General features: G+C 55.6%; 21 protein-coding genes and 1 riboswitch. Of the genes, 14 read left to right on the top strand and 7 right to left on the bottom strand.

Annotation, left to right across the window (positions count from 1 at the left end; genetic code table 11):
• The first annotated feature begins 4 nt into the window (after positions 1–4).
• On the top strand, positions 5–610 hold the full coding sequence (gene leuD, locus A936_RS22080; protein WP_008461753.1) for a 3-isopropylmalate dehydratase small subunit: 606 nt from the start codon (positions 5–7) through the stop codon (positions 608–610).
• 36 nt (positions 611–646) lie between these two features.
• Here the strand turns inward: leuD and A936_RS22075 are convergent, their stop codons facing one another.
• Both A936_RS22075 and sgrT read right to left on the bottom strand, forming a co-directional pair.
• Positions 647–1,825 carry a sugar efflux transporter gene (locus A936_RS22075; protein WP_008461751.1) on the bottom strand — a complete coding sequence of 393 codons (1,179 nt, stop codon included), beginning with the start codon at positions 1,823–1,825 and terminating at the stop codon, positions 647–649.
• Positions 1,826–1,937: 112 nt separating this feature from the next.
• Entirely contained in the window at positions 1,938–2,117 is a 180-nt protein-coding gene (sgrT, locus tag A936_RS22070) for a glucose uptake inhibitor SgrT (protein WP_008461749.1), read from the bottom strand.
• A gap of 87 nt (positions 2,118–2,204) precedes the next feature.
• Between sgrT and sgrR the strand changes: the two genes are divergently transcribed.
• From sgrR to thiQ, 4 genes are all read left to right on the top strand, one after another.
• Positions 2,205–3,863, top strand: a complete 1,659-nt coding sequence (gene sgrR / locus A936_RS22065) for an HTH-type transcriptional regulator SgrR (protein WP_008461747.1) — start codon at positions 2,205–2,207, stop codon at positions 3,861–3,863.
• 49 nt (positions 3,864–3,912) lie between these two features.
• A riboswitch (TPP riboswitch) is annotated at positions 3,913–4,014 on the top strand.
• A 31-nt stretch (positions 4,015–4,045) separates the two neighbouring features.
• A complete protein-coding gene (gene thiB, locus A936_RS22060) occupies positions 4,046–5,029 on the top strand; it encodes a thiamine ABC transporter substrate binding subunit (RefSeq protein ID WP_008461746.1) in 984 nt (327 codons plus the stop codon).
• Positions 5,005–6,615: a thiamine/thiamine pyrophosphate ABC transporter permease ThiP gene (thiP, locus tag A936_RS22055; RefSeq protein ID WP_008461744.1), complete on the top strand. Its 1,611-nt coding sequence runs from the start codon at positions 5,005–5,007 to the stop codon at positions 6,613–6,615. The genes thiB and thiP overlap by 25 nt, the downstream gene beginning before the upstream one ends.
• Positions 6,599–7,297: a thiamine ABC transporter ATP-binding protein ThiQ gene (thiQ, locus tag A936_RS22050; protein ID WP_008461742.1), complete on the top strand. Its 699-nt coding sequence runs from the start codon at positions 6,599–6,601 to the stop codon at positions 7,295–7,297. Before thiP ends, thiQ begins: the two co-directional genes overlap by 17 nt.
• Here thiQ and A936_RS22045 read toward each other — a convergent pair.
• Positions 7,294–8,061 (bottom strand): DedA family protein, encoded by a 768-nt coding sequence (locus A936_RS22045; RefSeq protein ID WP_008461740.1) that lies wholly within the window; start codon positions 8,059–8,061, stop codon positions 7,294–7,296. The genes thiQ and A936_RS22045 overlap by 4 nt on opposite strands.
• 198 nt (positions 8,062–8,259) lie before the next feature.
• Between A936_RS22045 and polB the strand changes: the two genes are divergently transcribed.
• The 3 genes from polB (at position 8,260) to rluA (ending at position 14,545) form a co-directional block, all read left to right on the top strand.
• Complete coding sequence (polB, locus tag A936_RS22040; RefSeq protein WP_008461737.1) at positions 8,260–10,620, top strand: DNA polymerase II; 2,361 nt, start codon at positions 8,260–8,262, stop codon at positions 10,618–10,620.
• A gap of 222 nt (positions 10,621–10,842) precedes the next feature.
• Positions 10,843–13,749 (top strand): RNA polymerase-associated protein RapA, encoded by a 2,907-nt coding sequence (gene rapA, locus A936_RS22035; RefSeq protein ID WP_008461734.1) that lies wholly within the window; start codon positions 10,843–10,845, stop codon positions 13,747–13,749.
• Positions 13,750–13,885: 136 nt separating this feature from the next.
• Positions 13,886–14,545, top strand: coding sequence for a bifunctional tRNA pseudouridine(32) synthase/23S rRNA pseudouridine(746) synthase RluA (gene rluA / locus A936_RS22030; protein ID WP_008461732.1), 660 nt, complete (start codon positions 13,886–13,888; stop codon positions 14,543–14,545).
• Positions 14,546–14,574: 29 nt separating this feature from the next.
• On the opposite strand, the gene djlA is transcribed toward rluA, so the two are convergent.
• Entirely contained in the window at positions 14,575–15,393 is an 819-nt protein-coding gene (gene djlA, locus A936_RS22025; RefSeq protein ID WP_008461730.1) for a co-chaperone DjlA, read from the bottom strand.
• A gap of 181 nt (positions 15,394–15,574) precedes the next feature.
• Between djlA and lptD the strand changes: the two genes are divergently transcribed.
• Genes lptD through apaH form a run of 6 tightly spaced genes read left to right on the top strand, consistent with a single transcriptional unit; the run spans position 15,575 to position 22,380 of the window.
• Positions 15,575–17,989: an LPS assembly protein LptD gene (lptD, locus tag A936_RS22020; RefSeq protein ID WP_008461728.1), complete on the top strand. Its 2,415-nt coding sequence runs from the start codon at positions 15,575–15,577 to the stop codon at positions 17,987–17,989.
• A 58-nt stretch (positions 17,990–18,047) separates the two neighbouring features.
• Entirely contained in the window at positions 18,048–19,340 is a 1,293-nt protein-coding gene (gene surA, locus A936_RS22015) for a peptidylprolyl isomerase SurA (RefSeq protein WP_008461725.1), read from the top strand.
• Entirely contained in the window at positions 19,333–20,322 is a 990-nt protein-coding gene (gene pdxA / locus A936_RS22010) for a 4-hydroxythreonine-4-phosphate dehydrogenase PdxA (RefSeq protein WP_008461723.1), read from the top strand. The genes surA and pdxA overlap by 8 nt, the downstream gene beginning before the upstream one ends.
• Positions 20,319–21,143 carry a 16S rRNA (adenine(1518)-N(6)/adenine(1519)-N(6))-dimethyltransferase RsmA gene (rsmA, locus tag A936_RS22005; RefSeq protein WP_008461721.1) on the top strand — a complete coding sequence of 275 codons (825 nt, stop codon included), beginning with the start codon at positions 20,319–20,321 and terminating at the stop codon, positions 21,141–21,143. Before pdxA ends, rsmA begins: the two co-directional genes overlap by 4 nt.
• Before the next feature lie 3 nt (positions 21,144–21,146).
• On the top strand, positions 21,147–21,524 hold the full coding sequence (apaG, locus tag A936_RS22000; RefSeq protein ID WP_008461718.1) for a Co2+/Mg2+ efflux facilitator ApaG/CorD: 378 nt from the start codon (positions 21,147–21,149) through the stop codon (positions 21,522–21,524).
• A gap of 4 nt (positions 21,525–21,528) precedes the next feature.
• Positions 21,529–22,380, top strand: a complete 852-nt coding sequence (gene apaH / locus A936_RS21995; protein ID WP_008461716.1) for a bis(5'-nucleosyl)-tetraphosphatase (symmetrical) ApaH — start codon at positions 21,529–21,531, stop codon at positions 22,378–22,380.
• Positions 22,381–22,416: 36 nt separating this feature from the next.
• Here apaH and folA read toward each other — a convergent pair whose 3' ends face one another.
• The 3 genes from folA to kefF all read right to left on the bottom strand — a co-directional run bounded on the left by folA (position 22,417) and on the right by kefF (position 25,487).
• Positions 22,417–22,896 carry a type 3 dihydrofolate reductase gene (gene folA / locus A936_RS21990; RefSeq protein ID WP_008461713.1) on the bottom strand — a complete coding sequence of 160 codons (480 nt, stop codon included), beginning with the start codon at positions 22,894–22,896 and terminating at the stop codon, positions 22,417–22,419.
• 205 nt (positions 22,897–23,101) lie between these two features.
• Entirely contained in the window at positions 23,102–24,964 is a 1,863-nt protein-coding gene (kefC, locus tag A936_RS21985; RefSeq protein WP_008461711.1) for a glutathione-regulated potassium-efflux system protein KefC, read from the bottom strand.
• Positions 24,957–25,487, bottom strand: a complete 531-nt coding sequence (kefF, locus tag A936_RS21980; protein ID WP_008461708.1) for a glutathione-regulated potassium-efflux system oxidoreductase KefF — start codon at positions 25,485–25,487, stop codon at positions 24,957–24,959. The genes kefC and kefF overlap by 8 nt, the downstream gene beginning before the upstream one ends.
• Between the last annotated feature and the right edge of the window lie 98 nt (positions 25,488–25,585).

The raw sequence follows: 25,585 nt of genomic DNA, 5'->3' as shown, positions 1-25,585 counted from the left end.
TACCATGGCAGAGAAATTTATCCAACATACCGGCCTGGTCGTTCCGCTGGACGCGGCGAACGTCGATACCGATGCCATTATCCCGAAGCAGTTTTTGCAGAAGGTCACCCGCACCGGTTTTGGCGCCCACCTGTTTAACGACTGGCGTTTTCTGGACGATGCCGGGCAAGTGCCTAACCCGGAGTTCGTGCTGAACTACCCGGAATTTAAAGGCGCCTCTATTTTGCTGGCGCGTGAAAACTTCGGCTGCGGCTCTTCGCGCGAGCACGCCCCGTGGGCATTAACCGACTACGGTTTCAAAGTGGTCATTGCGCCAAGCTTCGCGGACATCTTCTATGGCAACTCGTTTAACAACCAGCTGTTGCCGGTTATCTTGAGCGATGAGCAGGTTGATGAGCTGTTCAAGCTGGTCGATGCCCAGCCCGGCATTAAGTTTGTCGTCGACCTTGAAGCCCAGACGGTTCAGGCGGGTGAGAAAAGCTATTCGTTCGAGCTGGATAGCTTCCGCCGTCACTGCATGTTGAACGGCCTGGACAGCATCGGCCTGACGCTGCAGCACGAAGCCGCTATTTCTGGCTACGAGCAAAAACTGCCAGCGTTTATGCGGTAATTCATTTTCCCCTCTCGCTCATGAGAGGGGAAAATTTTAAACGTTCTTAACCCGGCTAGTCAGGAACAGCGCAACCACCGCCAGCACCGCCATCAGCCAGTAAACAGAATAGTGACCAAAACCTTCCGCCAACGCGCCCTGCAGTATCCCAGCCAGAATCACGCCCGTTGAAATACTGTTGGTGAATAGCGTCGTTGCAGATCCCGGCCTTCCCGGCATCAAATCCTGGAACCACAGCATGCCTATCCCCGCAATGATCCCGATAAACACCGCATTAAACAGCTGTAAGATCACCAATGCCGTTTTAGAGTGGAACAGAATCAGCCCAACATAAAACAGGATGCCAGCAACAACCGCCGCCACCATCATGTTACGTTTTCCAAAGCGTTTCACGTAGTAGCCGGCGAGGATCATCGCGGGGATCTCAATCCCTGCAGCCGTGCCCATTAATAACCCCGCCAGCTCATCCGGCAGCCCAAGATCCTGGCTTATCCACAGCGGCATATCGATGATGTACATGGTGTTGCAGGTCCACATCAGCATCGAAGCGATAAAGAGCATCCGCACGTTACTGTCTTTCCAGCCGCTGACCTGCGTTATTGCCACCTCTGCGGGCTGCTCAACTCTCGGCACGGACGGCAGCGCGAAAATAATCAGCGCCAGTGAAATAACGAATATCCCGGCAGCGATAAGAAACATCGTGGTAAAGCCATATTTCAGCGCCAGCATAAAAGAGAGTGGCGGCCCGATGACCCACGCCAGAGAAAGCTGCGCCCGCATGATCGAGCTGAACATCACCACTTCGCGAGCGGAACGGTCGGCGTATTCACGCGCCAGAGCAAAAATCTGCGGCATGGCGGTATTGGCTATTGAGGCAAACATCACGCCAAGCGTAATCAGCGTCAGATAATGACGATTAAAGGCAAACAGAACGCAGTTTGCCACCGCCATCGCGCAGCAAACCATAATCAGTTTTCGCCGGTCGCCCCGACTGTCCGACCTTTTGGCCAACAGCAAACTGACGCCAATCCCGGCAATCGCGTTAACGGTGTAAAACAGGCCGACCCAAAACGGTCTCACTTCGACTTCTCGAGTTAAAAAAAGGCTAAGCGTCGGTGCCTGCAACGCCCCGGCCACGCCAATCATAAAAGAGACGGCCATGAAGGCAGCGTAAACAGGGTTAAAACGGCGTGCGCGGGTCAAAAACCAGAGCATGGAATGTCCTTAAAAGGAGATGTAATCAGAGGTATTTGTTAAATGCATAAAGATTAAACGAAAAAAGCCAGCAGTAAACAGCTGCTGGCCGGTGAAAAGCACCAATACTCAGTCACACATGAGTCGGCGCGTTGGCGTTCTCGGGCATCGGGGTTGTAACCTCCCACTGCATCAAGTCTTCGAGCATCCTTAGTCTTTGCTCCACCGTCAGGCGAGCCAGCCATCCAGAGCAAACAAACTGTGTTGCGGCAAAGTACTGTTGGAAAAACTTCGCAGGTGATGACCGCTTCATAAACACCTCCTCGCTTCATCGGGAATCATTATTGACGTAATATAGGGAGAGTTAAATTGATGAGTTTCCGCCAGGAGTTCCTCTTTTATGTCTTCGTCACGCCTGCAACAACAATTCATCCGCCTGTGGCAATGCTGCGAAGGCAAACCTCAGGAAACCACGCTCAATGATTTAGCAGATTTGCTGAGCTGTTCCCGCCGCCATATGCGTACGCTGCTTAATGCGATGCAGGAAAAAGGCTGGCTTAGCTGGCAAGCGGAAGCCGGACGAGGCAAGCGCTCGCAGCTCACTTTCCTCTATACCGGGCTGGCGCTTCAGCAGCAGCGGGCGGAAGATCTGCTGGAGCAGGATCGCATCGATCAGCTGGTTCAAATCGTCGGCGACAAAGCCGCTGTCCGCCAGATGCTGATTTCTCATCTTGGGCGCAGCTTTCGCCAGGGTCGACACATTCTGCGTGTCCTTTACTATCGCCCGCTGCTAAATCTGCTGCCCGGCTCGGCGCTTAGGCGCTCCGAAACCCACATTGCCCGCCAGATTTTTAGCGGCCTGACACGAATAAATGAGGAAAATGGGGAACTCGAAGCGGATATTGCTCACCACTGGCAGCAAATTTCCCCTTTACGCTGGCGCTTCTTCCTGCGCCCAGGCATCCATTTCCATCACGGTCGCGAGCTGGACATGCTCGATATCATCTCTTCCCTGCAGCGCATCAACGCCCTGCCGCTTTTTGCCCATATCACGCAAATCACCTCGCCGACTATCTGGACACTGGATATCCACCTTAGTCAGCCGGATGACTGGCTGCCGTGGCTGTTGGGCAGCGTGAACGCCATGATCCTGCCGCGCGAATGGACAACGATGACAAATTTCGCCAGCCAGCCCATCGGCACGGGCCCCTATTCCGTGGCTCGGAACAACCGCAACCAGCTGAAGATCCACGCCTTTGATGATTACTTTGGCTTCCGGGCACTCATTGACGAGGTCAACTTTTGGGTACTACCGGAAGTTGGCGAGGAGTCCAGCTGCGGCGTGCAGCTCCAGGGCATGCCGGACAGCGAAAAAGCCGTGGAAAGCCGCCCGGAAGAAGGTTGCTACTATCTGCTGTTCGACAGCCGATCCAGCCTTGGCGTTGACGAAAGCGTGCGCCAGTGGATTGGGCATATTCTCTCCCCGGTTAACCTTATCTACCGCGCTACAGAGCAGTATCAGCAGTACTGGTTCCCGGCTTATGGTTTGCTCCCCCGCTGGCACCATTCGAGGCCCGGGCCGTTGCTCCCTAAACCTGCCGGCCTGGAGAGCATAACGCTCACCTACTACCGCGACCACGTAGAGCACCGGGTGATCAGTAGCATCATGACCGAATTACTGGCAGAGCAGGGCGTGAAGCTGGTTGTGCAGGAGATAGACTATGCTGAGTGGCATCAGGGCGAGGCCGAAAGCGACATCTGGCTGAACAGCGTGAACTTCACCATGCCGCTGGAATACTCTCTGTTTGCCCAGCTTTACGAAGTCCCGCTGATTCAAAAATGCATCCCTGGCGACTGGCAGGGCGATGCCCGTCGCTGGCACAGCAAAACGCTGGCCCTGCCTGAGTGGTGCAAGCAAATGCTGGAGCGCAATGACGTTATCCCATTGATTCACCACTGGTTGCGCATTGAAGGCCAGCGCAGTATGCGTGGGGTGAGGATGAACACGCTAGGCTGGTTTGATTTCAAGTCAGCCTGGTTTGCCCCACCGGGCCCATAACGCTTTCGTAACATGACTTCCGTAACCCAAAGGAAATCAGTAGAATCCTCCCTGCTCAACGGGGTGCCAGGACAGTTTGTCCGCGCTGAGATAATACCCGTCGAACCTGATCCGGATAACGCCGGCGAAGGGATTTGAGACACTCAACTCAATTCCTTTGCCCCCTTTTACTGAGGTGCAAAGTGTTCAAAAAATTTCTGCCGCTGCTGGCGCTGGCCGCCATGCCCGTTTTCGCTAAACCTGTATTAACCGTTTACACCTACGACTCGTTCGCCGCCGACTGGGGCCCTGGCCCGGCGGTGAAAAAAGCCTTTGAGGCCGACTGTAACTGCGAGCTGAAATTTGTGGCACTGGAAGACGGCGTTTCTCTGCTGAACCGCGTGCGCATGGAAGGCAAGAACAGCAAAGCGGATGTCGTGCTGGGGCTGGACAACAACCTGGTAGAGGCCGCCACGCAAACCAAACTGTTTGCGCCTTCTAATATTGAAAGCGGCGTCCTTCAGGTGCCAGGCGGCTGGAAGAACAGCACCTTCGTGCCTTACGATTACGGCTACTTTGCTTTCGTATACGACAAGAACAAGCTAAAAACCCCGCCAAAAAGCCTGAAAGAGCTGGTTGAAAGCGATCAAAAATGGAAGGTCATTTACGAAGATCCGCGCACCAGCACTCCAGGGCTTGGCCTGCTGCTGTTGATGCAAAAAGTGTACGGCGACAAAGCCCCGGAAGCCTGGCAAAAGCTGGCGAAAAAAACCGTCACCGTCACCAAAGGCTGGAGCGAAGCTTACGGCTTGTTCCTGAAAGGAGAAGCCGACCTGGTACTGAGCTACACCACCTCCCCGGCCTACCACATCATCGAAGAGAAGAAAGACAACTACGCCGCCGCGGACTTTAGCGAAGGACATTACCTGCAGGTTGAAATTGCAGGCCGGCTGGCGAACAGCAAGCAGCCTGAACTCGCCGAGAAATTTATCAAATTCATCACCACGCCAGGTTTCCAGAACACCATTGCTACCGGCAACTGGATGTATCCGGTGACCAACGTGGCATTACCTGCGGGCTTCGACAGCCTGGTGAAGCCGCAAACCACACTGGAATTTCTCCCTCAGCAGGTGGCCACCCAGCGCGCAGAATGGATCAATGAATGGCAACGCGCCGTCAGCCGCTAATACCAGGCTGGCTGTATCCAGGGCTCTTTGCCGCAACGCTGGTCGTGGCGGTAGCCCTGGCGGCTTTTCTGGCGCTGTGGCTTAACGCTCCGCAGACGGATGTCTTTGCCATATTGCGGGACGACTATCTTTGGCACGTCCTGCGCTTTTCCTTCTGGCAGGCCTTTCTTTCCGCCGCACTTTCCGTTTTCCCGGCCATCTTTTTAGCCCGCGCGCTCTACCGCCGCCGCTTTCCTGGCCGACTGGCGCTGCTGAGGCTGTGCGCCATGACGCTGGTGCTGCCGGTGCTGGTCGCCGTTTTCGGTATTCTTTCCGTTTATGGGCGAGAAGGCTGGCTGGCCACGCTCTGCGGCTGGCTGGGCGTTGAATGGCACTTTTCCCCTTATGGCCTGCAGGGCATTCTGCTGGCGCACGTCTTCTTTAATATGCCGATGGCGACTCGTCTTCTGCTGCAGGCGCTGAACAATATCCCTTCGGAACAGCGTCAGCTGGCGGCACAGCTGGGGATGCAGGGCTGGCATTTCTTCCGTTTCGTCGAGTGGCCCTGGCTGCGCCGCCAGCTACTCCCGGTTGGCGCCCTGATTTTTATGCTTTGCTTCGCCAGCTTCGCCACCGTGCTTTCTCTGGGCGGCGGCCCGCAGGCAACCACCATCGAGCTGGCCATTTTTCAGGCATTAAGCTACGACTACGATCCCGCCAAAGCGGCATTGCTGGCTCTGCTGCAAATGGCGTGCTGCCTTGGCCTGGTGTTATTGAGTCAGAAGTTAAGCAAGGCGATTCCCGTCGGCGTCAGCCAGCTTCAGGGCTGGCGCGATCCACAGGATTCTCTGCGCCGAAAACTTAGTGATGGCCTGCTTATTGTGCTCGCCCTGCTGCTGCTTCTCCCACCGCTGCTAGCGGTGATGGTCGATGGGATTAACGGCAGCATGGGCAGCGTGCTGCGGCAGCCAGCGCTCTGGAACGCGCTCTGGACTTCACTGAGAATTGCCATTGCCGCCGGGCTTGTCAGCGTGACGCTGACGCTGATGCTGCTTTGGAGTTCGCGTGAACTTCGGCTGCGTAACCAACGCTTCGCCGGGCAGGCCATTGAACTTAGCGGTATGTTGATTCTGGCGATGCCGGGCATCGTCCTCGCCACCGGCTTCTTCTTGCTGCTAAACAATACCGTGGGCCTGCCGCAATCCGCCGACGGCATTGTTATTTTTACCAATGCGCTGATGGCGATTCCTTACGCTTTAAAGGTGCTCGAAAACCCCATGCGAGACGTGGCGGAACGCTACTCTCAGCTTTGCCAGTCGCTGGATATCAGCGGCTTTAATCGCCTGCGATTTATTGAGCTAAAAGCGCTGAAACGCCCAATAACCCAGGCACTGGCCTTTGCCTGCGTCCTGTCGATTGGCGATTTCGGCGTGGTGGCGCTGTTCGGCAATGAAGATTTCCGCACGCTGCCCTTCTGGCTGTATCAGCAGATCGGCTCTTACCGCAGCCAGGAAGGCGCTGTCACAGCACTGCTCCTGCTGCTGCTTTGTTTTATGCTGTTTACCTTGATTGAAAAACTTCCGGGGCAAGATGCTAACTCTGACTGATGTAACCTGGCTGTACCAGCACTTACCCATGCGCTTTTCCCTGAAGGTTGCGGCGGGGGAACGAATCGCCATCCTGGGGCCAAGCGGGGCGGGGAAAAGTACGTTACTGAGCCTGGTCGCCGGGTTCCTGGCGCCTGCCAGCGGCAGCATCGTCATCGACGGCGTGGATCACACCCGGACACCGCCTTCAGCTCGCCCGGTTTCCATGCTTTTCCAGGAAAATAATCTGTTTAGCCATTTGACCGTCCGGCAAAATATCGCCCTGGGCATGCATCCGGGAATGAAACTTGATGAAGCCCAGAAGCTGCGGTTGCAGGAAATAACGGAACGCGTGGGGTTAACTGACATGCTGGACCGTCTGCCGTCTCAGCTTTCCGGCGGACAGCGGCAGCGCGTCGCCCTGGCCCGCTGCCTGGTTCGTCAGCAGCCCGTTTTACTGCTGGACGAACCTTTCTCGGCGCTCGATCCGGCGCTGCGCAAAGAGATGCTACAGCTGCTCGACGAGCTGTGCCGGGAGCAACGGCTGACGCTGCTGATGGTCTCTCACAGTATTGAAGATGCCGCCCGCATCGCCAGCCGCAGCATCGTGGTAAAAGACGGGCGTATTGCATGGGACGGCGAAACAGGCACATTGCTCAGCGGCGAGGCAAGCGCCTCCGCGCTGTTGGGAATCTGCACTTAGTGCGACAGCACCTTCCGCAGGATGTCCCAGTAAACCGGCATCAAGGGATGCTGCAGCAAGGCCACAAAACTGCCAATGCCCGCCACAAGCATAAGCGGAGCCAGCCAGTTGAGTCGGGCCTGCGGTAGATAGCGGGCCAGGCGATCTGAGCCACGCTTACCGCTGCGATACCAACGCCAGCACAGCCATGCAGCCAGCCAAAGCAGTAAAACGACCGCCAGAAGCAGCCACTTGAAGCTGGCGCTTTTCATGTCTGTAGGAATGTCGATTGCCGCTCCAGCAAGGATGCCCGGCAGAAAATAGAGCGGTGGCCAGAACAGGCAGCCGATAATATTTGGCGGTAAAAACTTCGCCAGCGGTAAATCCAGCATACCGGCAACCATCGGCACCAGCGGGCGCGTAGGGCCGACGAAGCGTCCAACCAGAATGGTAAACATGCTGTGCTGATGCAGCGCGTGTTCGGTTTTATCCAGTAGAGCTTTATTCTTCTTCATAAATGACCAGCGGTGCAGCGGCCCTTTGAAACGCTGCCCAAGCCAGAACGAGATCCAGTCCCCCAGCAGACAGCCGACGATCCCGGCGCCCCAGGCATAATAGAAATTCACCTGACCACTGCCGATCAGCGCCCCCAGTCCGGCCATCATCACCGTGCCCGGCAGGATCAGCCCCACCAGCGCCAGCGATTCAAGAAAGGCCACCAGCATCACCGCGATAAGCGAATATGCAACTGACTGTGTAATAAAGTGTTCCAGTAAGGCTTCCATAGGCTTTCCGTCGATGAGCGAGCGGGCGATTCTCCAGAATTAACGTGACAGGCGTCAAGGTCTCATTTCTATGAATAAAGAATAGACGGTAAAGTTCCGGACAATTCGCACACCCGGCCAATAACACTGTATATAAATGCAGTAAGTAACGGTTGTTTACGCTATAATCGAAACACTTTTCCTGAGAGAGAATGCAGCGTGTCTCAAGCTCGTCAGGGGTTTCTGCTGACCAGGCACTGGCGAGACACCTCGCGCGGTACCGAAGTCGATTTCTGGCTGGCCACGGACGATGGCCCGCTTAAGGTGCGCCTGCCGCCACAGGAATCCGTCGCTTTTATTCCCCAGGCGCAGTTAGCCCAGGCGCAGCGTTTGCTAGCCGGTGAAAACCAATTCCGCCTTACGCCGCTTGAACTCAAAGACTTCCATCACCAGCCGGTGGCGGGCCTGTATTGCCAGCAGCACCGCCAGTTAATGCGGCTGGAGAAACTGCTCCGCGACGGCGGCGTGACGGTCTATGAGGCGGATATTCGCCCCCCGGAGCGCTTCCTGATGGAACGCTTTATTACCGCGCCGGTCTGGTTTAGCGGCCATCCTCAGGGCGAAGTGCTGCTGGATACCCGCCTGAAGCCCGCCCCGGAATACCGCCCGCCGTTGAAATGGGTCTCGCTGGATATCGAAACGAATCGACACGGCGAGCTGTACTGCATCGGCCTGGAAGGCTGCGGGCAGCGCCACGTCTATATGCTGGGGCCTGAAAACGGCGATGCTGCGGGCCTGGACTTTACGCTGGAATATGTCGCCAGCCGCCCTTTGCTGCTGGAGAAGCTGAATAGCTGGTTTGCCGAGCACGATCCCGACGTCCTGATCGGCTGGAACGTCGTGCAGTTTGACCTGCGCGTGCTGCAAAAAATGGCCGAACGCTACCAGGTTCCGCTCCGTCTGGGCAGGGGTAACAGCCTGCTAGAATGGCGTGAGCACGGCTTTAAGCAGGGCGTTTTCTTTGCCCAGCTTGCGGGCCGGGTGATTATCGACGGCATCGAAGCGCTAAAATCGGCGTTCTGGAATTTCTCTTCGTTTTCGCTGGAAGCGGTCTCCCGTGAACTTCTGGGTGAAGGGAAGTCGATTGATAATCCCTGGGATCGTATGGATGAGATCGACCGCCGCTTTGCCGAAGACAAACCCGCGCTGGCTACCTATAACCTCAAAGACTGCGAGCTGGTCACGCGTATTTTCCACAAGACTGAGCTGATGCCTTTCCTGCTGGAGCGGGCGACGGTCAACGGGCTCCCGCTGGATAAACACGGCGGCTCGGTAGCGGCTTTCAGCCACCTTTATTTCCCGCGTATGCATCGTGCAGGCTATGTCGCCCCCAATCTGGGCGAGGTTCCGCCGCAGGCAAGCCCCGGCGGCTATGTGATGGATTCCAGTCCTGGACTCTATGACTCGGTGCTGGTGCTCGATTATAAAAGCCTGTATCCGTCGATTATCCGTACCTTTTTAATCGATCCGGTCGGCCTCGTCGAAGGTGCAGCCCAGCCGGACGTGACGCACTCCGTTGAAGGGTTTATTGGCGGCTGGTTCTCCCGCGACAAACACTGCCTGCCCGAGATCGTGAGCCAGATCTGGCATGGCCGGGACGAGGCAAAACGCCACGGCAACAAGCCGCTCTCCCAGGCGCTCAAGATCATCATGAATGCGTTTTACGGCGTACTGGGTACCAGTGCCTGTCGCTTTTTCGATCCCCGCCTTGCTTCGTCGATCACCATGCGCGGTCACGAGATCATGCGCCAGACAAAAGCGCTGATTGAATCCCAGGGCTATGACGTTATCTACGGCGATACGGATTCAACCTTTGTCTGGCTGAAACAGGCCCACAGCGAAAAGGACGCCGCACAGATTGGCAGGAAGCTGGTTGAACACGTAAACGGCTGGTGGCGCGAACACCTGAAAACGACGCAGAACCTGGAATGCGCCCTGGAGCTGGAGTACGAAACGCACTTCTGCCGCTTCCTGATGCCTACCATTCGGGGGACGGACCAGGGCAGCAAAAAGCGCTACGCCGGGCTTATTCAGGAGGGCGACGAACAGCGCATGGTATTTAAAGGGCTTGAAACAGTGCGCACCGACTGGACGCCACTCGCCCAACAGTTCCAGCAAACGCTCTATTGGCGAATTTTCCGCGGCGAGCCCTATCAGGACTACATCCGTGAGACCATTGCCAGCCTGATGTCGGGTGAGCTGGATTCACAGCTGATCTATCGCAAACGCCTGCGTCGCCCGTTAAGCGAGTACCAGAAAAACGTGCCGCCTCACGTTCGTGCGGCCAGGCTTGCCGATGAACATAACCAACGTCTGGGCAGGCCGGCGCAATACCAGAATCGCGGCACGATAAAATATGTCATGACCCTGAGCGGCCCGGAGCCGGTTGATTATCAGCAATCTCCGCTGGATTATGACCACTACCTGACTCGCCAGCTGCAGCCCGTCGCCGAGGGGATTTTGCCCTTCCTTGAGGACGACTTTGCTACACTGATGACGGGGCAGATGGGGCTATTTTAAAAACCCTCTACATAACTCAGCTTACGGCAAGGCGCTAAGAGCACGCAGCCAGCGCCGCCGTAATTTGAAGCATGACGAGTGCGTGACGAATCCGTTGCCATCCAGTACCATAGCGCCCTTTCTTCGAATCCTTAGACCCAATTTTAAACAACTGCGCCGCCTGTGCGCGGTTGCCATGCTATTGCCTGCAAATTTAAGTCACTGAAATAGAGCCGAAAACTTATGCCTTTTACACTTGGTCAACGTTGGATCAGCGATACCGAAAGCGAACTGGGACTGGGAACCGTGGTGGCGCTGGATGCGCGTATGGTTACCCTGCTCTTCCCGGCAACGGGTGAAAATCGTCTGTACGCCAGAAATGACTCCCCGATCACCCGCGTGATGTTTAACCCAGGCGATGTGATTACCAGCCATGAAGGCTGGCAGCTGAAAGTTGATGAAGTTAAGGAAGAAAAGGGTTTACTCGCCTACCTCGGCACCCGTCTCGATACCGAAGAGTCTGACGTCCTGCTGCGCGAAGTGTTTCTCGACAGCAAATTGGTCTTCAGCAAACCACAGGATCGCCTGTTTGCCGGGCAAATCGACCGTATGGACCGCTTTGCGCTGCGTTTCCGCGCCCGCAAATATCAGAGCGAACAGTCGCGCCAGATTTGGAGCGGCCTGCGCGGGATGCGCACCAGCCTGATCCCTCACCAGCTAAACATCGCTCATGATGTTGGCCGCCGCCATGCGCCGCGCGTATTGCTCGCGGATGAGGTTGGCCTGGGTAAAACCATTGAAGCCGGGATGATCATCCACCAGCAACTGCTGGCCGGTAGCGCCGAGCGCGTGCTGATTGTGGTGCCGGAAACCCTGCAGCATCAGTGGCTGGTCGAAATGCTGCGCCGCTTTAACCTGCGCTTCGCGCTGTTTGACGATGAACGTTACGCGGAAGCCCAGCACGACAGCAGCAACCCGTTTGACACCGAACAATTGGTCATTTGCTCGCTGGACTTCGTGCGCCGCAATAAACAGCGCCTGGAAAACCTCTGCGAAGCGGAGTGGGATATGCTGGTTGTCGATGAAGCTCACCATCTGGTGTGGAGCGAAGATGCGCCCAGCCGTGAATACCAGGCCATTGAACAGCTGGCCGAACATGTTCCTGGCGTCCTGTTGCTGACCGCCACGCCTGAACAGCTGGGCATGGAAAGCCACTTCGCGCGCTTACGCCTGCTGGACCCAAATCGCTTCCATGATTTCGCCATGTTCGTCGACGAGCAGCAGAATTACCGCCCGGTTGCAGACGCCGTCGCCTTGCTGCTGGCAGGAGATCGCTTGACCGATGAGCAGCTGAATACCATGGGTGAGCTGATTGGCGAGCAGGATATCGAGCCACTGCTGCAAACCGCCAACAGCGATCGCGAAGGCAGTGAAGCCGCGCGCCAGGAGTTGGTTTCCATGCTGATGGACAGACACGGCACCAGCCGCGTGCTGTTCCGTAACACCCGTAACGGCGTGAAAGGTTTCCCGAAACGCGAACTGCACACCATTCGCCTGCCGCTGCCAACCCAGTACCAGACGGCGATTAAAGTCTCCGGTATTATGGCCGCGCGTAAGTCCGTGGAGGATCGCGCCCGGGATATGCTGTATCCGGAGCAGATTTATCAGGAGTTCGAAGGCGACACCGGCACCTGGTGGAACTTCGACCCACGCGTTGAATGGCTGATGGGCTACCTGACCAGCCACCGTTCGCAGAAAGTGCTGGTGATCTGCGCCAAGGCCGCGACGGCACTCCAGCTTGAGCAGGTTCTGCGTGAGCGCGAAGGCATCCGCGCAGCCGTCTTCCATGAAGGCATGTCCATCATCGAACGAGACCGCGCTGCAGCCTGGTTTGCGGAAGAAGATACCGGCGCTCAGGTCCTGCTGTGCTCAGAGATTGGCTCAGAAGGCCGTAACTTCCAGTTCGCCAGTCAGCTGGTGATGTTTGACCTGCCGTTTAACCCGGACCTGCTGGAGCAGCGTATTGGCCGTCTCGACCGTATTGGCCAGGCGCACGACATCCAGATTCACGTTCCGTACCTGGAAAAAACCGCTCAGTCGGTCCTGGTGGACTGGTACCATGCTGGCCTGGATGCCTTCGAACACACCTGCCCGACCGGCCGCACCATTTATGACAACGTCTATCCGCAGTTGATCGAATATCTCGCGGCACCGGAAAATACCGAAGGCTTTGACGCGCTGATCAAGCAGTGCCGCGAGCAGCACGATGCCCTGAAGCAGCAGCTTGAGCAGGGCCGCGACCGTCTGCTGGAAATTCATTCCAACGGCGGTGAAAAAGCGCAGGCGCTGGCAGAAGCCATTTCCGAGCAAGATAACGACACTAACCTCGTTAGCTTTGCCATGAACCTGTTTGATATCGTCGGCATTAACCAGGACGATCGCGGCGACAACATGGTCGTCATTACTCCGTCCGACCATATGCTGGTCCCTGACTTCCCGGGCCTGCCGGAAGACGGCTGCACAATCACCTTCGAGCGTGACGTCGCCTTGTCCCGCGAAGACGCGCAGTTTGTGACCTGGGAACACCCGATCATCCGCAACGGCCTGGATTTGATCCTGTCAGGCGATACCGGTAGCTGTGCCCTGTCTCTGCTGAAAAACAAAGCGCTGCCGGTGGGTACGCTGCTGCTGGAGCTGGTTTACGTTGTTGAGGCCAAAGCGCCTAAACAGCTGCAGCTCAATCGCTTCCTGCCGCCGACGCCGGTGCGCATGCTGGTGGATAAGAACGGCACCAACCTCGCGGCGCAGGTGGAGTTTGAAAGCTTCAACCGCCAGCTCAGCGCGGTTAACCGCCATACCGGCAGCAAACTGGTGAATGCGGTGCAGTCCGACGTGCACGCTATTCTGCAGGTGGCGGAAGAAAAAGTTGCCGATGCGGCACAGGCGCTGATCGACGCAGCTCGTGAAGAAGCCGATGAGAAGCTGAGCTCTGAGCTGTCCCGTCTGGAAGCGTTGAAAGCCGTTAACCCAAACATTCGTGACGACGAGCTTGCAGCTATCGAAACCAATCGCCAGCAGGTGATGGAAGCGCTGAGCCAGGCTAACTGGCGTCTTGATGCCCTGCGTTTGATCGTTGTGACGCACCAGTAAATATGCGTCGCTTTACTCAAATCATTCGAGTTGCAGCAAGGCGGCAAAAGAGAGAATTCCCAGGAGCTGACTAAAGTCAGTGACTGGGATAAGTGAGAGCAGCCAACGCGGCTGCAGCTTGAAGGATGCAGAGTAAATGCTGATGGAACCCTACAATCCGCCTCTCGATCCCTGGCTGGTTATCCTGTACCAGGATGAGCACATCATGGTGGTTAACAAGCCCAGCGGCCTGCTGTCCGTTCCGGGACGTCTTGACGAGCACAAAGACAGCGTGATGACGCGCATTCAGCGCGACTTTCCGCTGGCGGAATCGGTCCATCGACTTGATATGGCAACCAGCGGCGTGATCGTGGTGGCGCTGACCAAAGCGGCAGAGCGCGAGCTAAAGCGCCAGTTCCGTGAACGCGAGCCGAAAAAGCAGTATGTGGCTCGCGTTTGGGGACATCCACAGCCGGAAGAAGGTTTGGTGGATCTACCGCTGATTTGCGACTGGCCTAACAGACCAAAGCAGAAGGTATGCTACGAGACAGGGAAATCTGCGCAGACTGGATATCAGGTGCTGGAATACGCGGCGGATAATACCGCTCGTGTACAGCTCATGCCGATTACCGGGCGTTCGCACCAGCTTCGTGTGCATATGCAGGCGCTGGGGCACCCGATTCTCGGGGACCGCTTCTACGCGACGCCAGAAGCGCTTGCCATGGCGCCGCGTCTTCAGCTCCATGCCGAGATGCTCACCATCACGCACCCAAGCTACGGTACGCCAATGACGTTTAAAGCGCCGGCGGACTTCTAAAAAAGGCCTCTCAACTGAGAGGCCTTTTTCTACTTAAACCCTTTTGCGGTTTTAATCAGATCGTAAGCGCCCTGAATCTCCTGGGCCTTTTGCTTCGCCATCTGCATCATTTCCGGCGGCAGGCCTTTTGCCACCAGCTTGTCAGGATGGTGCTCACTCATTAACTTACGGTACGCGCGCTTGATAACCGTTGGCTCATCGCTGCTTTTTACCCCAAGCACCTTGCAGGCATCTTCCAGCGTCGGGCCTCTTTGTTGCTGCGCGAAGCCGCCTTGCGATTGCTGGTATTGGTACTGGCCACCACCGAACTGCTGGCCGCCTTCCATCATGCGCAAGAACTGGTCGAACTGGGCACGCGAGATCCCCAGTTCTTCGGCAATCACATACAGCACCTGACGCTCATTTGGGTGCAGCGAGCCATCCGCAAACGCAGCCTGGATTTGTATTTCCAGAAACATCCGAATTAAGTCAGACCGGCCAAAACAGACGCTTCGCATCTGCCCCATCTTTTCTCTGAGCGGATAGTTATTTTCTTTCCCCGCGCGAAATGCTCGCTGAGCGGCGGCGCGCGCCTCACCATGAAGCTGCATTCGGTCCATCAATAAAGACGCTATTTGAATATCAGCTTCCGTTACCCGACCTTTCGATTTGGTGAGGTGCCCCATCACTTCAAAAGTGGTAGAAAAAAAGATCGCCTGACGCTGCTGTTGGTTAGCAAACCAGGCCCCGCGACGGCTGCGTGCCTTATCAAACATATGGCCGATAAGAAAACCTATCACCACACCCCAAAAGCCGCCGCCTGAGATTAACCCCAAAGCAACACCGAGTACTTTTCCCCAATACTGCATATACTCCCCAAATCATCATGCTGTCGTCTAGAATTTGCTTTATCATACCCGCCATTGATAGCGCTGCCTAACGGCATACTGCTAATGGGCTGGATTAACACTAGCGCTGTGGTGATGAGTACGTTAGTCTCTGACCGTTTGCCTTCGCTATACCCTGATGACGGAACAACAAATAACACGTATGAAAAAACGTATTCCCACCTTGCTGGCCACACTGATTGGTTCAGCCCTTTATAGCCAACAAGGTATGGCTGCCGACCTTGCCTCGCAGTGTATGCTGGGTATCCCAAGCTACAATCGTCCATTGGTTAAGGACGACGGCAATAGCCAGCCGGTAACAATCCAGGCCGATCACGCCAAAGGTGACTACCCGGACAATGCCGTTTTTACCGGGAATGTTGACGTTCAGCAGGGCAACAGCCGCCTGCAGTCAGACGAAGTTCAGCTTCACCAGAAGCTGGTCGAAGGTCAAACGGATCCCGTCCGCACCGTAGATGCCTTAGGTAATGTGCATTACGACGACAATCAGGTCATCCTGAAAGGTCCTAAAGCCTGGTCAAATTTAAACACCAAAGATACTAACGTCTGGGACGGTAATTACCAGATGGTTGGCCGCCAGGGTCGCGGTACCGCAGACCTCATGAAACAGCGCGGCGACAACCGCTACACAATTCTCGAAAACGGGACGTTCACCTCCTGCCTGCCTGGCTCCAACACCTGGAGCGTGGTTGGTACTGAAGTGATTCAGGACAGGCAGGAAGAAGTGGCGGAGATTTGGAACGCCCGCTTTAAACTGGGCCCGGTACCGGTGTTCTACAGCCCTTACCTGCAGCTGCCTATTGGCGATAAACGCCGTTCGGGCTTCCTGATCCCCAGCGCTAAATACAGCACCAACAGCGGCATTGAGTTCGCGCTGCCCTATTACTGGAACATTGCGCCAAACTTCGATGCCACTATCACGCCTCACTATATTGATAAGCGTGGCGGTATCCAGTGGCAAAACGAATTCCGCTACCTGACCCAGGCAGGTTCAGGCCTGATGGAGTTTGACTATCTCCCGTCGGATGACGAGTACAAAAACGAGTCGGGCGTTGCGCCGGGCGAAAAAGATCGCCGCTGGCTGTTTTACTGGACCCACAGCGGGGTCATGGACCAGGTGTGGCGCTTCAACGTCGATTACACCAAGGTTAGCGACTCACGCTATTTCAACGACTTTAGCTCCCCCTACGGTAACAGTACCGATGGCTACGCTACGCAAAAATTCAGCGTCGGCTACGCTAATCAGAACTTTGACGCGACGCTGTCCGCCAAACAATTCCAGGTCTTTGCCAACCAGTTGGGCGCAGGCACAAGCTCCTACCGCGCAGAGCCGCAGCTGGACGTCAACTTCTACCAGAACGACGTGGGCCCGTTTGATACCCGAATTTATGGCCAGGCGGTGAAATTCACTAACGTGAATGACAATATGCCTGATGCAACGCGTCTGCACCTTGAACCGGTGATCAACCTGCCTGTCTCCAACGGCTGGGCAAGCCTGAACACCGAAGCCAAGCTGATGATGACTCACTATCAGCAAGGGAATCTGGACAGATATAAAGACTACACAACTAACTTATATAACAGTGCCCCGGGATATGCCCCGTATCAACAAGCACGGGATTCAGCTAACAACCTGGAATCGTCCGTCAACCGCACGCTGCCGCAGTTTAAAATGGACGGCAAGCTGATCTTTGACCGTGATATGGACTCCGTTGCCGGCTGGACACAGACGCTTGAGCCACGCGCTCAGTACCTGTACGTGCCGTATCGCAACCAAAGTGCTATCAACAACTACGACTCATCTCTGCTGCAGTCTGACTACAGCGGCCTGTTCCGCGACCGCACCTATGGTGGCCTGGACCGCATTGCTTCCGCAAACCAGGTCACGACGGGCTTAACTTCCCGGGTTTATGATGACGCATCGGTTGAACGTTTTAACGTATCCGCGGGTCAAATCTACTATTTCACCCAGTCCCGTACCGGGGATGACAACATTAACTGGGAGAAAGATAAGAAAACGGGCTCCATGGTCTGGGCCGGTGACACCTACTGGCGTATGACAGATCGCTGGGGCCTGCGCGGCGGGGTACAGTATGATGCTCGCCTGGGTAGCGTAGCGAACGGCAGCGGCGCCATTGAGTACCGTCGCGATGCCGATCGTATGGCACAGTTGACCTATCGTTATGCCAGCCCGGAGTATATTCAGGCTACGCTGCCAGCATATTCAACCGCCGATCAGTACAAAGAAGGGATCTCGCAGGTCGGTATGGTCGCCAGTTGGCCAATCGTGGATCGCTGGTCCGTTGTCGGGGCCTACTACTACGATACCAATGCCCGACAGTCCGCTGACTCTATGTTCGCCGTGCAGTACAGCTCTTGCTGTTATGCCATTCGTGTTGGCGTCGAGCGTAAGATCAACGGGTGGGAAAATAACATGAGTAAATACGATAACGTAATCGGCTTTAACATCGAGTTACGTGGCCTGAGTTCCAACTATGGCCTGGGTATTCCGCAGATGCTGCGTACTAACATTCTGCCATACCAAAGTTCGATGTAATTCACTTTGACGAATTCTCTAAATAATCCGCTTTGCGGCTAAGTAAAATGGAAAAAGTATGAAGAACTGGAGAACGCTGCTTCTTGGTGTCGCACTTGTAGCGAACACAACTTTTGCAGCCCCGCAGGTTGTCGACAAAGTAGCTGCCGTAGTCAATAACGGCGTAGTCCTTGAAAGCGATGTTGACGGCTTAATGCAGTCCGTCAAAATGAACTCACGCGACGCGGGGCAACAGCTTCCCGACGACGCGACGCTTCGCCATCAAATCATTGAACGTCTGATCATGGATCAAATCATCCTGCAGATGGGCCAGAAGATGGGCGTGAAGATCACCGACGATGAACTCGATCAGGCCATCGCCAACATTGCAAAACAGAACAACATGACCATGGATCAGATGCGCAGCCGTCTGGCCTATGATGGCGTGAACTACAACACCTACCGCAGTCAGATCCGTAAAGAGATGACGATTTCGGAAGTGCGTAACAATGAAGTTCGTCGTCGCGTCTCAATCCTGCCGCAGGAAGTTGATGCCCTTGCACAACAGGTCGGCAATCAGAACGACAGCAGTACCGAACTGAACCTGAGCCACATCCTGATTGCGCTGCCAGAAAACCCAAGCTCTGCTCAGGTTGATGACGCAGAAAAACAGGCACGTAACGTTGTCGATCAGGCACGCAACGGGGCAGACTTCGGCAAGCTCGCGATCAGCTATTCTGCCGACCAGCAGGCGCTGAAAGGCGGCCAAATGGGTTGGGGTCGCATCCAGGAACTGCCTTCTATTTTTGCCCAGGCATTGAGCACGGCGAAGAAGGGCGACATTATCGGGCCTATTCGTTCAGGCGTTGGTTTCCACATCCTGAAAGTTAACGATATGCGCGGTCAGAACCAGAATATTTCTGTGACCGAAGTTCACGCCCGCCACATTCTGCTGAAAACGTCGCCTATCATGAACGATACTCAGGCGCGCCAGAAACTGGAGCAAATTGCCGCTGACATTAAGAGCGGGAAAACCACCTTTGCCGCAGCAGCGAAATCCTTCTCGGACGATCCTGGTTCAGCGAACCAGGGTGGCGATCTGGGCTGGGCGGCAACGGATATTTACGATCCTGCTTTCCGCGATGCACTGCAGAAGCTGAACAAAGGCCAGATGAGCGCCCCGGTGCACTCTTCCTTCGGCTGGCACCTGATCGAACTGCTGGACACGCGTAAAGTCGACAGAACCGATGCGGCGCAAAAAGACCGTGCCTACCGCATGCTGTTCAACCGCAAGTTCTCCGAAGAAGCGCAAACCTGGATGCAGGAACAGCGCGCCAGCGCTTACGTGAAAATCATAGGCAGCAATGGCTAACATCTTTCGTGTGACCATCACTCCCGGCGAACCCGCCGGGATTGGTCCCGACCTGGTCGTCGCGTTAGCGCAACGCGACTGGCCCGTTGAACTGGTCGTCTGCGCTTCTCCAGAATTGCTACTTGCCAGAGCCTCTCTGCTCGGTCTCCCCCTGACGCTCCAGCCTTTCGAGGCAAATCAACCGGCAAAACCACAGGCTGCAGGTACGTTAACCGTGCTGCCCGTTGAGCTACGTGCGCCGGTCATTCCAGGGCAACTGGATGTGCGTAACAGTGCTTACGTCGTCGAGACGCTGGCTCGGGCATGCGATGGCTGCCTGAATGGAGAATTCGCCGCGCTGATTACCGGGCCGGTACACAAAGGCATTATCAACGATGCCGGGATTCCGTTTATTGGTCACACCGAGTTCTTCGAAGAGCGCTCACACAGCGAAAAAGTGGTGATGATGCTGGCCACGGAAGAGCTGCGCGTTGCGCTGGCCACAACGCATCTGCCGCTGAAAGCAATTTCTGACGCCATTACGCCGGATTTACTACGCCAGATTGTCACCATCCTGTATCATGACCTGCAAACCAAATTTGGTATCCCGCAGCCGCATGTACTGGTTTGCGGTCTCAATCCACACGCCGGGGAAGGTGGCCATATGGGCACCGAAGAGATAGACACTATTATCCCGGTGTTAAATGAGATGCGCGCTCTGGGGATGCACCTTTCTGGCCCGTTACCGGCAGATACGCTATTCCAGCCTAAATACCTCGATAGTGCTGACGCCGTACTGGCGATGTATCACGATCAGGGTCTGCCCGTGTTGAAATATCAGGGCTTCGGCCGCGCGGTAAATATCACGTTGGGGTTACCTTTTATCCGTACCTCGGTTGACCACGGCACGGCTCTTGAGCTGGCAGGCCAGGGGAAAGCCGACGTCGGCAGTTTTATTACGGCGCTTAATCTCGCCATTAAAATGATTGTAAATAGTCAATGAATACTCGAGTCCACCAGGGCCACCTTGCCCGCAAACGTTTTGGACAAAACTTCCTTAATGACCAGTTCGTTATCGACAGTATTGTCTCCGCAATTAACCCACAGCCAGGCCAGGCAATGGTCGAAATTGGTCCAGGCCTTGGTGCACTGACCGAGCCTGTGGGTGAACGCATGGATAAAATGACCGTTATCGAACTGGACCGCGATCTTGCCGCACGTTTGCAAACGCACCCGTTCCTGGCCCCCAAGCTGACAATTTATCAGCAGGATGCCATGACCATGGATTTCGGCGATCTTTCGCAGAAAATCGGCCAGCCGTTGCGCGTCTTCGGTAACCTGCCGTATAACATCTCTACGCCGCTGATGTTCCATCTCTTTAGCTATACTGATGCCATTGCAGACATGCACTTCATGCTGCAAAAAGAGGTGGTTAACCGCTTAGTCGCCGGGCCAAACAGTAAAGCCTATGGCCGCCTGTCGGTGATGGCGCAGTACTACTGTAACGTTATTCCTGTGCTTGAAGTCCCGCCAACGGCGTTTACGCCTGCGCCAAAAGTGGACTCTGCCGTTGTGCGTCTGGTACCACACGCGACTTTACCGCACCCGGTGAAAGATCTGCGCGTGCTGAGCCGTATCACCACGGAAGCCTTTAACAAGCGTCGTAAAACTATCCGTAACAGCCTTGGTCATCTGTTCAGTGCCGACCTGCTGGCGGAGCTGGGCGTCGATGCGACGCTGCGTGCGGAAAACATTTCCGTTGAGCAGTACTGTAAGCTTGCAAACTATCTGGCTGACAACCCACAACAGCCGTCGGAGAGCTAAACTATGCTTGATTCGCCCCGCGTATGCGTGCAGGTACAAAGCTTTTATATTGAATCGCAGTCCTCGCCTGAGGATGAGCGTTTCGTATTTGCGTACACAGTCACTATTCGCAATCTGGGGCGAACAGCAGTTCAGCTACTTGGCCGTTACTGGCTAATTACCAACGGTAACGGCCGCGAAACCGAGGTTCAGGGCGAAGGTGTCGTCGGCGAACAGCCGCATATTGAACCGGGCAACGACTACCAGTACACCAGCGGAGCGGTTATCGAAACGCCGCTCGGCACCATGCAGGGCCATTATGAAATGGTCGATGCGCAGGGAGAGGCCTTCAGGGTCGAGATCCCCGTTTTCCGTCTGGCCATTCCAACTTTTATTCACTGATACCATGTCTACATATCTGATTGGCGATGTTCACGGCTGCTACGATGAACTGATCGCGTTGCTGCAGCAGGTTAATTTCAACCCTGAAGAAGATACGCTGTGGCTGACGGGCGATCTGGTGGCTCGTGGGCCAGATTCTCTGGAAGTGCTGCGCTATGTTCGCAGTCTCGGTGACAGCGTACGAGTGGTACTCGGTAACCATGACCTGCATCTTTTAGCCGTCTTTGCGGGCATCAGCCGCAACAAACCTAAAGACCGCGTTACGCCACTGCTGGAAGCGCCTGATGCCGACGAGCTTCTCAATTGGCTTCGTCGTCAGCCGCTCATTCAGGTGGATGAAGAGAAAAAGCTTGTTATGTCTCATGCGGGGATCACGCCTCAGTGGGATATCAATACCGCGCTGGCCTGCGCGCGTGATGTCGAAGCCGTTCTCTCCAGCGACAGCTACCCGCTTTTTCTGGATGCAATGTATGGCGATATGCCCAACAACTGGTCCAGCGATCTCTCCGGGCTGGCACGCCTGCGTTTCATCACTAACTCGCTCACCCGCATGCGCTATTGCTTCCCTAACGGCCAGCTGGATATGTACTGCAAAGACACGCCGGAAAAAGCGCCTTCGCCGCTGAAGCCCTGGTTTGCGATTCCTGGCCCCGTTACCGCCGAATATTCTGTGGCTTTTGGTCACTGGGCATCGCTGGAAGGGAAAGGCACGCCGGAAGGGATCTATGCGCTGGATACGGGTTGCTGCTGGGGGGGAGAACTAACCTGCCTGCGCTGGGAAGATAAAGCCTGGTTCGTACAGCCTTCAAATCGTCAGCAGGATAGCGGCGAAGATCAAACCGCTGCCGCCTCTTAGAAGTTACCCCTCTCTCTGTCGAGAGAGAGGTAAAACTTAACGACGCTCCAGAATTTCGAAGCAATAACCGTGGGAGTTATTCTCGTCGGCATCGTGGAATTCACTGAAGGTTGACTGCCACTCATCCGGATCGTAATCCGGGAAATGCGTGTCCCCTTCCACTTCCGCATCAATATGGGTCAGGTAAAGACGCTGCGCCTTGGGCAGGAACTGCTCGTATACGCGCCCCCCGCCAATCACCATGATTTCTTCGGCATCACCGCAGGCTTTAATAGCCTCTTCCACCGATTTCACCCACTCAACGCGATCGTCATTTCCGGCCTGGCTGCTAATAACGATGTTTTTACGTCCCGGCAGCGGGCGGCCAATAGACTCCCAGGTCAGGCGCCCCATAACAACAGGTTTATTGAGCGTATTGCGCTTGAACCAGGCCAGGTCGGCAGGCAAATCCCATGGCATGGCGTTTTCCATGCCGATAACGCGATCCACCGCCAAAGCAGCAATCAGACTGATCATTTATATAACCTAAGGATGATGAAAAAAATTGCCGCCACTATACGGAAAGCGCAATCTTTCGTCGACAGCAGGCGATGGGCGTAACGAGAATTTTTTTTATTCTGCTGCGGCCATCGCGCCCTGATTTTCAACTGCGGGATATGGAACAAGGGGTTAGCGTTAACCCCCGCTCACTATAAGGAAAAGTAAATATTTTTCAGCAAGTTCACTCTGCTGGCCTGACCGGGGGTTCATCGGAAAGTTTACCGCTGTGAAGACCCTCTTTTGTTCCCTGCCAGCCATCACGTTGGATAACGTGCAGGTGCGCACGATCCTCGTTAATAACCTCTGTCAGCATCGCGCTGTTGCGCTTAAAGACATCCGCGCGCTCGGCGGTCTTATCATCAGTCGGCACCATTTCTTCAAGCATTTGCAGGTTAAAACGGCGGAAGTGGTCGGCCCGCTCGCGCGCTTCGTATTTGCCGACGCCCAATCCCTCCAGCGCACGACGGCCAATCTTCAGCGAGCTTTCGAACGTTTCACGTTCCGGCATCTCGACTCCCGCCTGGCGCAGGCGGATGTAGTGATTAATATCGCGCGCGCGGGCAAGGATCTGCAGATGCGGGAAGTGCTCCTTCGCCAGTTCAGTGAGCTGCATGCTGGCTTCAGGATCGTCGATGGCGTTAATCAGCACTTCAGCGCCTGCGGCCCCGGCTGACTCAAGCAGGTCAACGCGGGTGGCGTCCCCATAAAAGACCTTGGTGCCAAATTTTCGCAGCGTCTCTATATGGTCAGGATCGTGATCCAGAATAACCACGTTCACTCCGCTGCTCAGTAACAGACGACCGGCAATCTGCCCAAAGCGTCCGAAGCCCGCGATGATAACCCGGGGCTGCTCTTCATCAATTTCGTCGGCCTCTCCGGCCTGCTCGCTGCCCGTTTTCTCGAGCCTGTTCAGCAGCACCAGCAACAGAGGCGTGGCCGCCATGGATAGCGCCACGGCAAGCGTCAGCGACTTCGACCAGTCGTCGTCCAGCACCTGAGCCATATGAGCCGCGCCGAAGATAACAAAAGCAAATTCACTTCCCTGCCCCAGCAAAACGGCAAACCAGCGTCGCTGCTTACGCGGCACTTTTAAAGGCTTAGCGACCAGCCAGAGCACCAGCGTTTTGATGACCAGGAAACCGACCAGCAGGACGAGAATACGCAGCGGGTTGTCGAGCAAAGTCCCGAAGTCGATAGACATCCCAACCCCGATAAAGAACAGCCCCAGCAGCAGGCCCTTGAACGGCTCAATATCGCTTTCCAGCGCGTGACGATATTCGGAGCTGGCTAACAGCACCCCGGCAAGAAACGCCCCCATCGCCATCGAAAGCCCGGCCTCTTCAAGCAGCAGACCAAAGCCAAACACCAGAAATAGCGCCACGGCGCTGAACACTTCACGTAACCCCGAGCGCGCCACAAATCGAAGCACTGGCCGGGTGACATAGCGCCCAAGCAGTACAACCAGAGCCAGCGCCGCCGCTACCTTAAGCGCGGAAATTAAAAACGTCGCAAAGGTCATCGTCCCGCCGCTGCTCGCCAGCAGCGGGATCATTGCCACCAGAGGGATCGCCGCGATATCCTGGAACAGCAGCACGGCAAACGCGCCTCGCCCCATCGGCGTGACGGTCAGGTTGCGTTCGTTCATCGCCTGCATAGCAATCGCGGTGGATGAGAGCGCCAGCGTCAGGCCAATAAGCAAGGCGATCTTCCAGTTGAGCCCCATCACGATACAAAATGCGCCGAGCGCCAGCCCGCAGGCCGCCATTTGCAGAAAACCGCCGCCAAACACCGAGGCGCGAAGCGTCCATAGCCGCTGAGGATCAAGCTCAAGCCCGATAACAAAGAGCATCAGCACCACGCCAATTTCAGCAAAGTGCAGAATAGTTTCGGCGTCGGTAACCAGCCCCAGCCCCCATGGCCCAATAATACAGCCGGCAATCAGGTAGCCCAGCACGGAACCTAATCCGAGCCGCACGGCGATAGGCACGATCAGCGCGGCAGAACCGAGGTAAATTAATGCCTGAATTAAGCTATGGCTATCCACGGTGAGCCTCCTGCCAGTCAATTAAGCGCTTCTTGTAGTCATCCGCCTGGCGGGCAAGCGTCAATTCATCGCAAACAAAGGTGAAATGAATCGCGAAGGCCGGAAGCCACTGCATTCCACAGTAGAGCGCCGTGGCCTGCAGAGGCTGGGCGAGAACGTCAAATCCAGGGTGATCTCCCAGTTCGAAATGTTTTTCGCTACCGCCGGTTGTCACGGCCCACATCACTTCTTTACCGTGCAGGGCATTCCCGCCTTTGCCGTATGCCCAGCCGTGCGAAAGCACTTTGTCTATCCACAATTTCATCAGCGGCGGCACGCTGTACCACTGCATGGGATGCTGCCAGATAACCAAATCAGCGCGGCTTAACGCCTGCTGCTCAGCGGCAATGTCGATATTAAAGTCGGGATAAAGTTCATAGAGGGAGCGAACCTCTACCCCCGGAAGCGCTTTGGCTCGCTCGAGCATTTGCCGGTTGGCATGGGAATGCTGGGGATAGGGATGCGCATAAATTATAAGAATCATTGTTAAGCCTGTCTTCACTACTGCCTGTAATGACAGTGAGTTTAGTCAGTTAATCGGCAGGCTAACAGTCAATATTGCTGAGCGTGTTGTTGGATATT

Source organism: Enterobacter sp. Ag1 (assembly GCA_000277545.1).
Lineage (GTDB): Bacteria > Pseudomonadota > Gammaproteobacteria > Enterobacterales > Enterobacteriaceae > Cedecea.
The sequence above is the reverse complement of the archived record's forward strand: the minus strand, read 5'-3'. Positions and strand labels throughout refer to the sequence as shown.

Coding starts and splice junctions, on each gene's coding strand:
- leuD (WP_008461753.1), top strand. CDS start 5: ATGGCAGAGAAATTTATCCAACATACCGGCCTGGTCGTTCCGCTGGAC.
- A936_RS22075 (WP_008461751.1), bottom strand. CDS start 1,825: ATGCTCTGGTTTTTGACCCGCGCACGCCGTTTTAACCCTGTTTACGCT.
- sgrT (WP_008461749.1), bottom strand. CDS start 2,117: ATGAAGCGGTCATCACCTGCGAAGTTTTTCCAACAGTACTTTGCCGCA.
- sgrR (WP_008461747.1), top strand. CDS start 2,205: ATGTCTTCGTCACGCCTGCAACAACAATTCATCCGCCTGTGGCAATGC.
- thiP (WP_008461744.1), top strand. CDS start 5,005: ATGGCAACGCGCCGTCAGCCGCTAATACCAGGCTGGCTGTATCCAGGG.
- thiQ (WP_008461742.1), top strand. CDS start 6,599: ATGCTAACTCTGACTGATGTAACCTGGCTGTACCAGCACTTACCCATG.
- A936_RS22045 (WP_008461740.1), bottom strand. CDS start 8,061: ATGGAAGCCTTACTGGAACACTTTATTACACAGTCAGTTGCATATTCG.
- rapA (WP_008461734.1), top strand. CDS start 10,843: ATGCCTTTTACACTTGGTCAACGTTGGATCAGCGATACCGAAAGCGAA.
- rluA (WP_008461732.1), top strand. CDS start 13,886: ATGCTGATGGAACCCTACAATCCGCCTCTCGATCCCTGGCTGGTTATC.
- djlA (WP_008461730.1), bottom strand. CDS start 15,393: ATGCAGTATTGGGGAAAAGTACTCGGTGTTGCTTTGGGGTTAATCTCA.
- lptD (WP_008461728.1), top strand. CDS start 15,575: ATGAAAAAACGTATTCCCACCTTGCTGGCCACACTGATTGGTTCAGCC.
- surA (WP_008461725.1), top strand. CDS start 18,048: ATGAAGAACTGGAGAACGCTGCTTCTTGGTGTCGCACTTGTAGCGAAC.
- pdxA (WP_008461723.1), top strand. CDS start 19,333: ATGGCTAACATCTTTCGTGTGACCATCACTCCCGGCGAACCCGCCGGG.
- rsmA (WP_008461721.1), top strand. CDS start 20,319: ATGAATACTCGAGTCCACCAGGGCCACCTTGCCCGCAAACGTTTTGGA.
- apaG (WP_008461718.1), top strand. CDS start 21,147: ATGCTTGATTCGCCCCGCGTATGCGTGCAGGTACAAAGCTTTTATATT.
- apaH (WP_008461716.1), top strand. CDS start 21,529: ATGTCTACATATCTGATTGGCGATGTTCACGGCTGCTACGATGAACTG.
- folA (WP_008461713.1), bottom strand. CDS start 22,896: ATGATCAGTCTGATTGCTGCTTTGGCGGTGGATCGCGTTATCGGCATG.
- kefF (WP_008461708.1), bottom strand. CDS start 25,487: ATGATTCTTATAATTTATGCGCATCCCTATCCCCAGCATTCCCATGCC.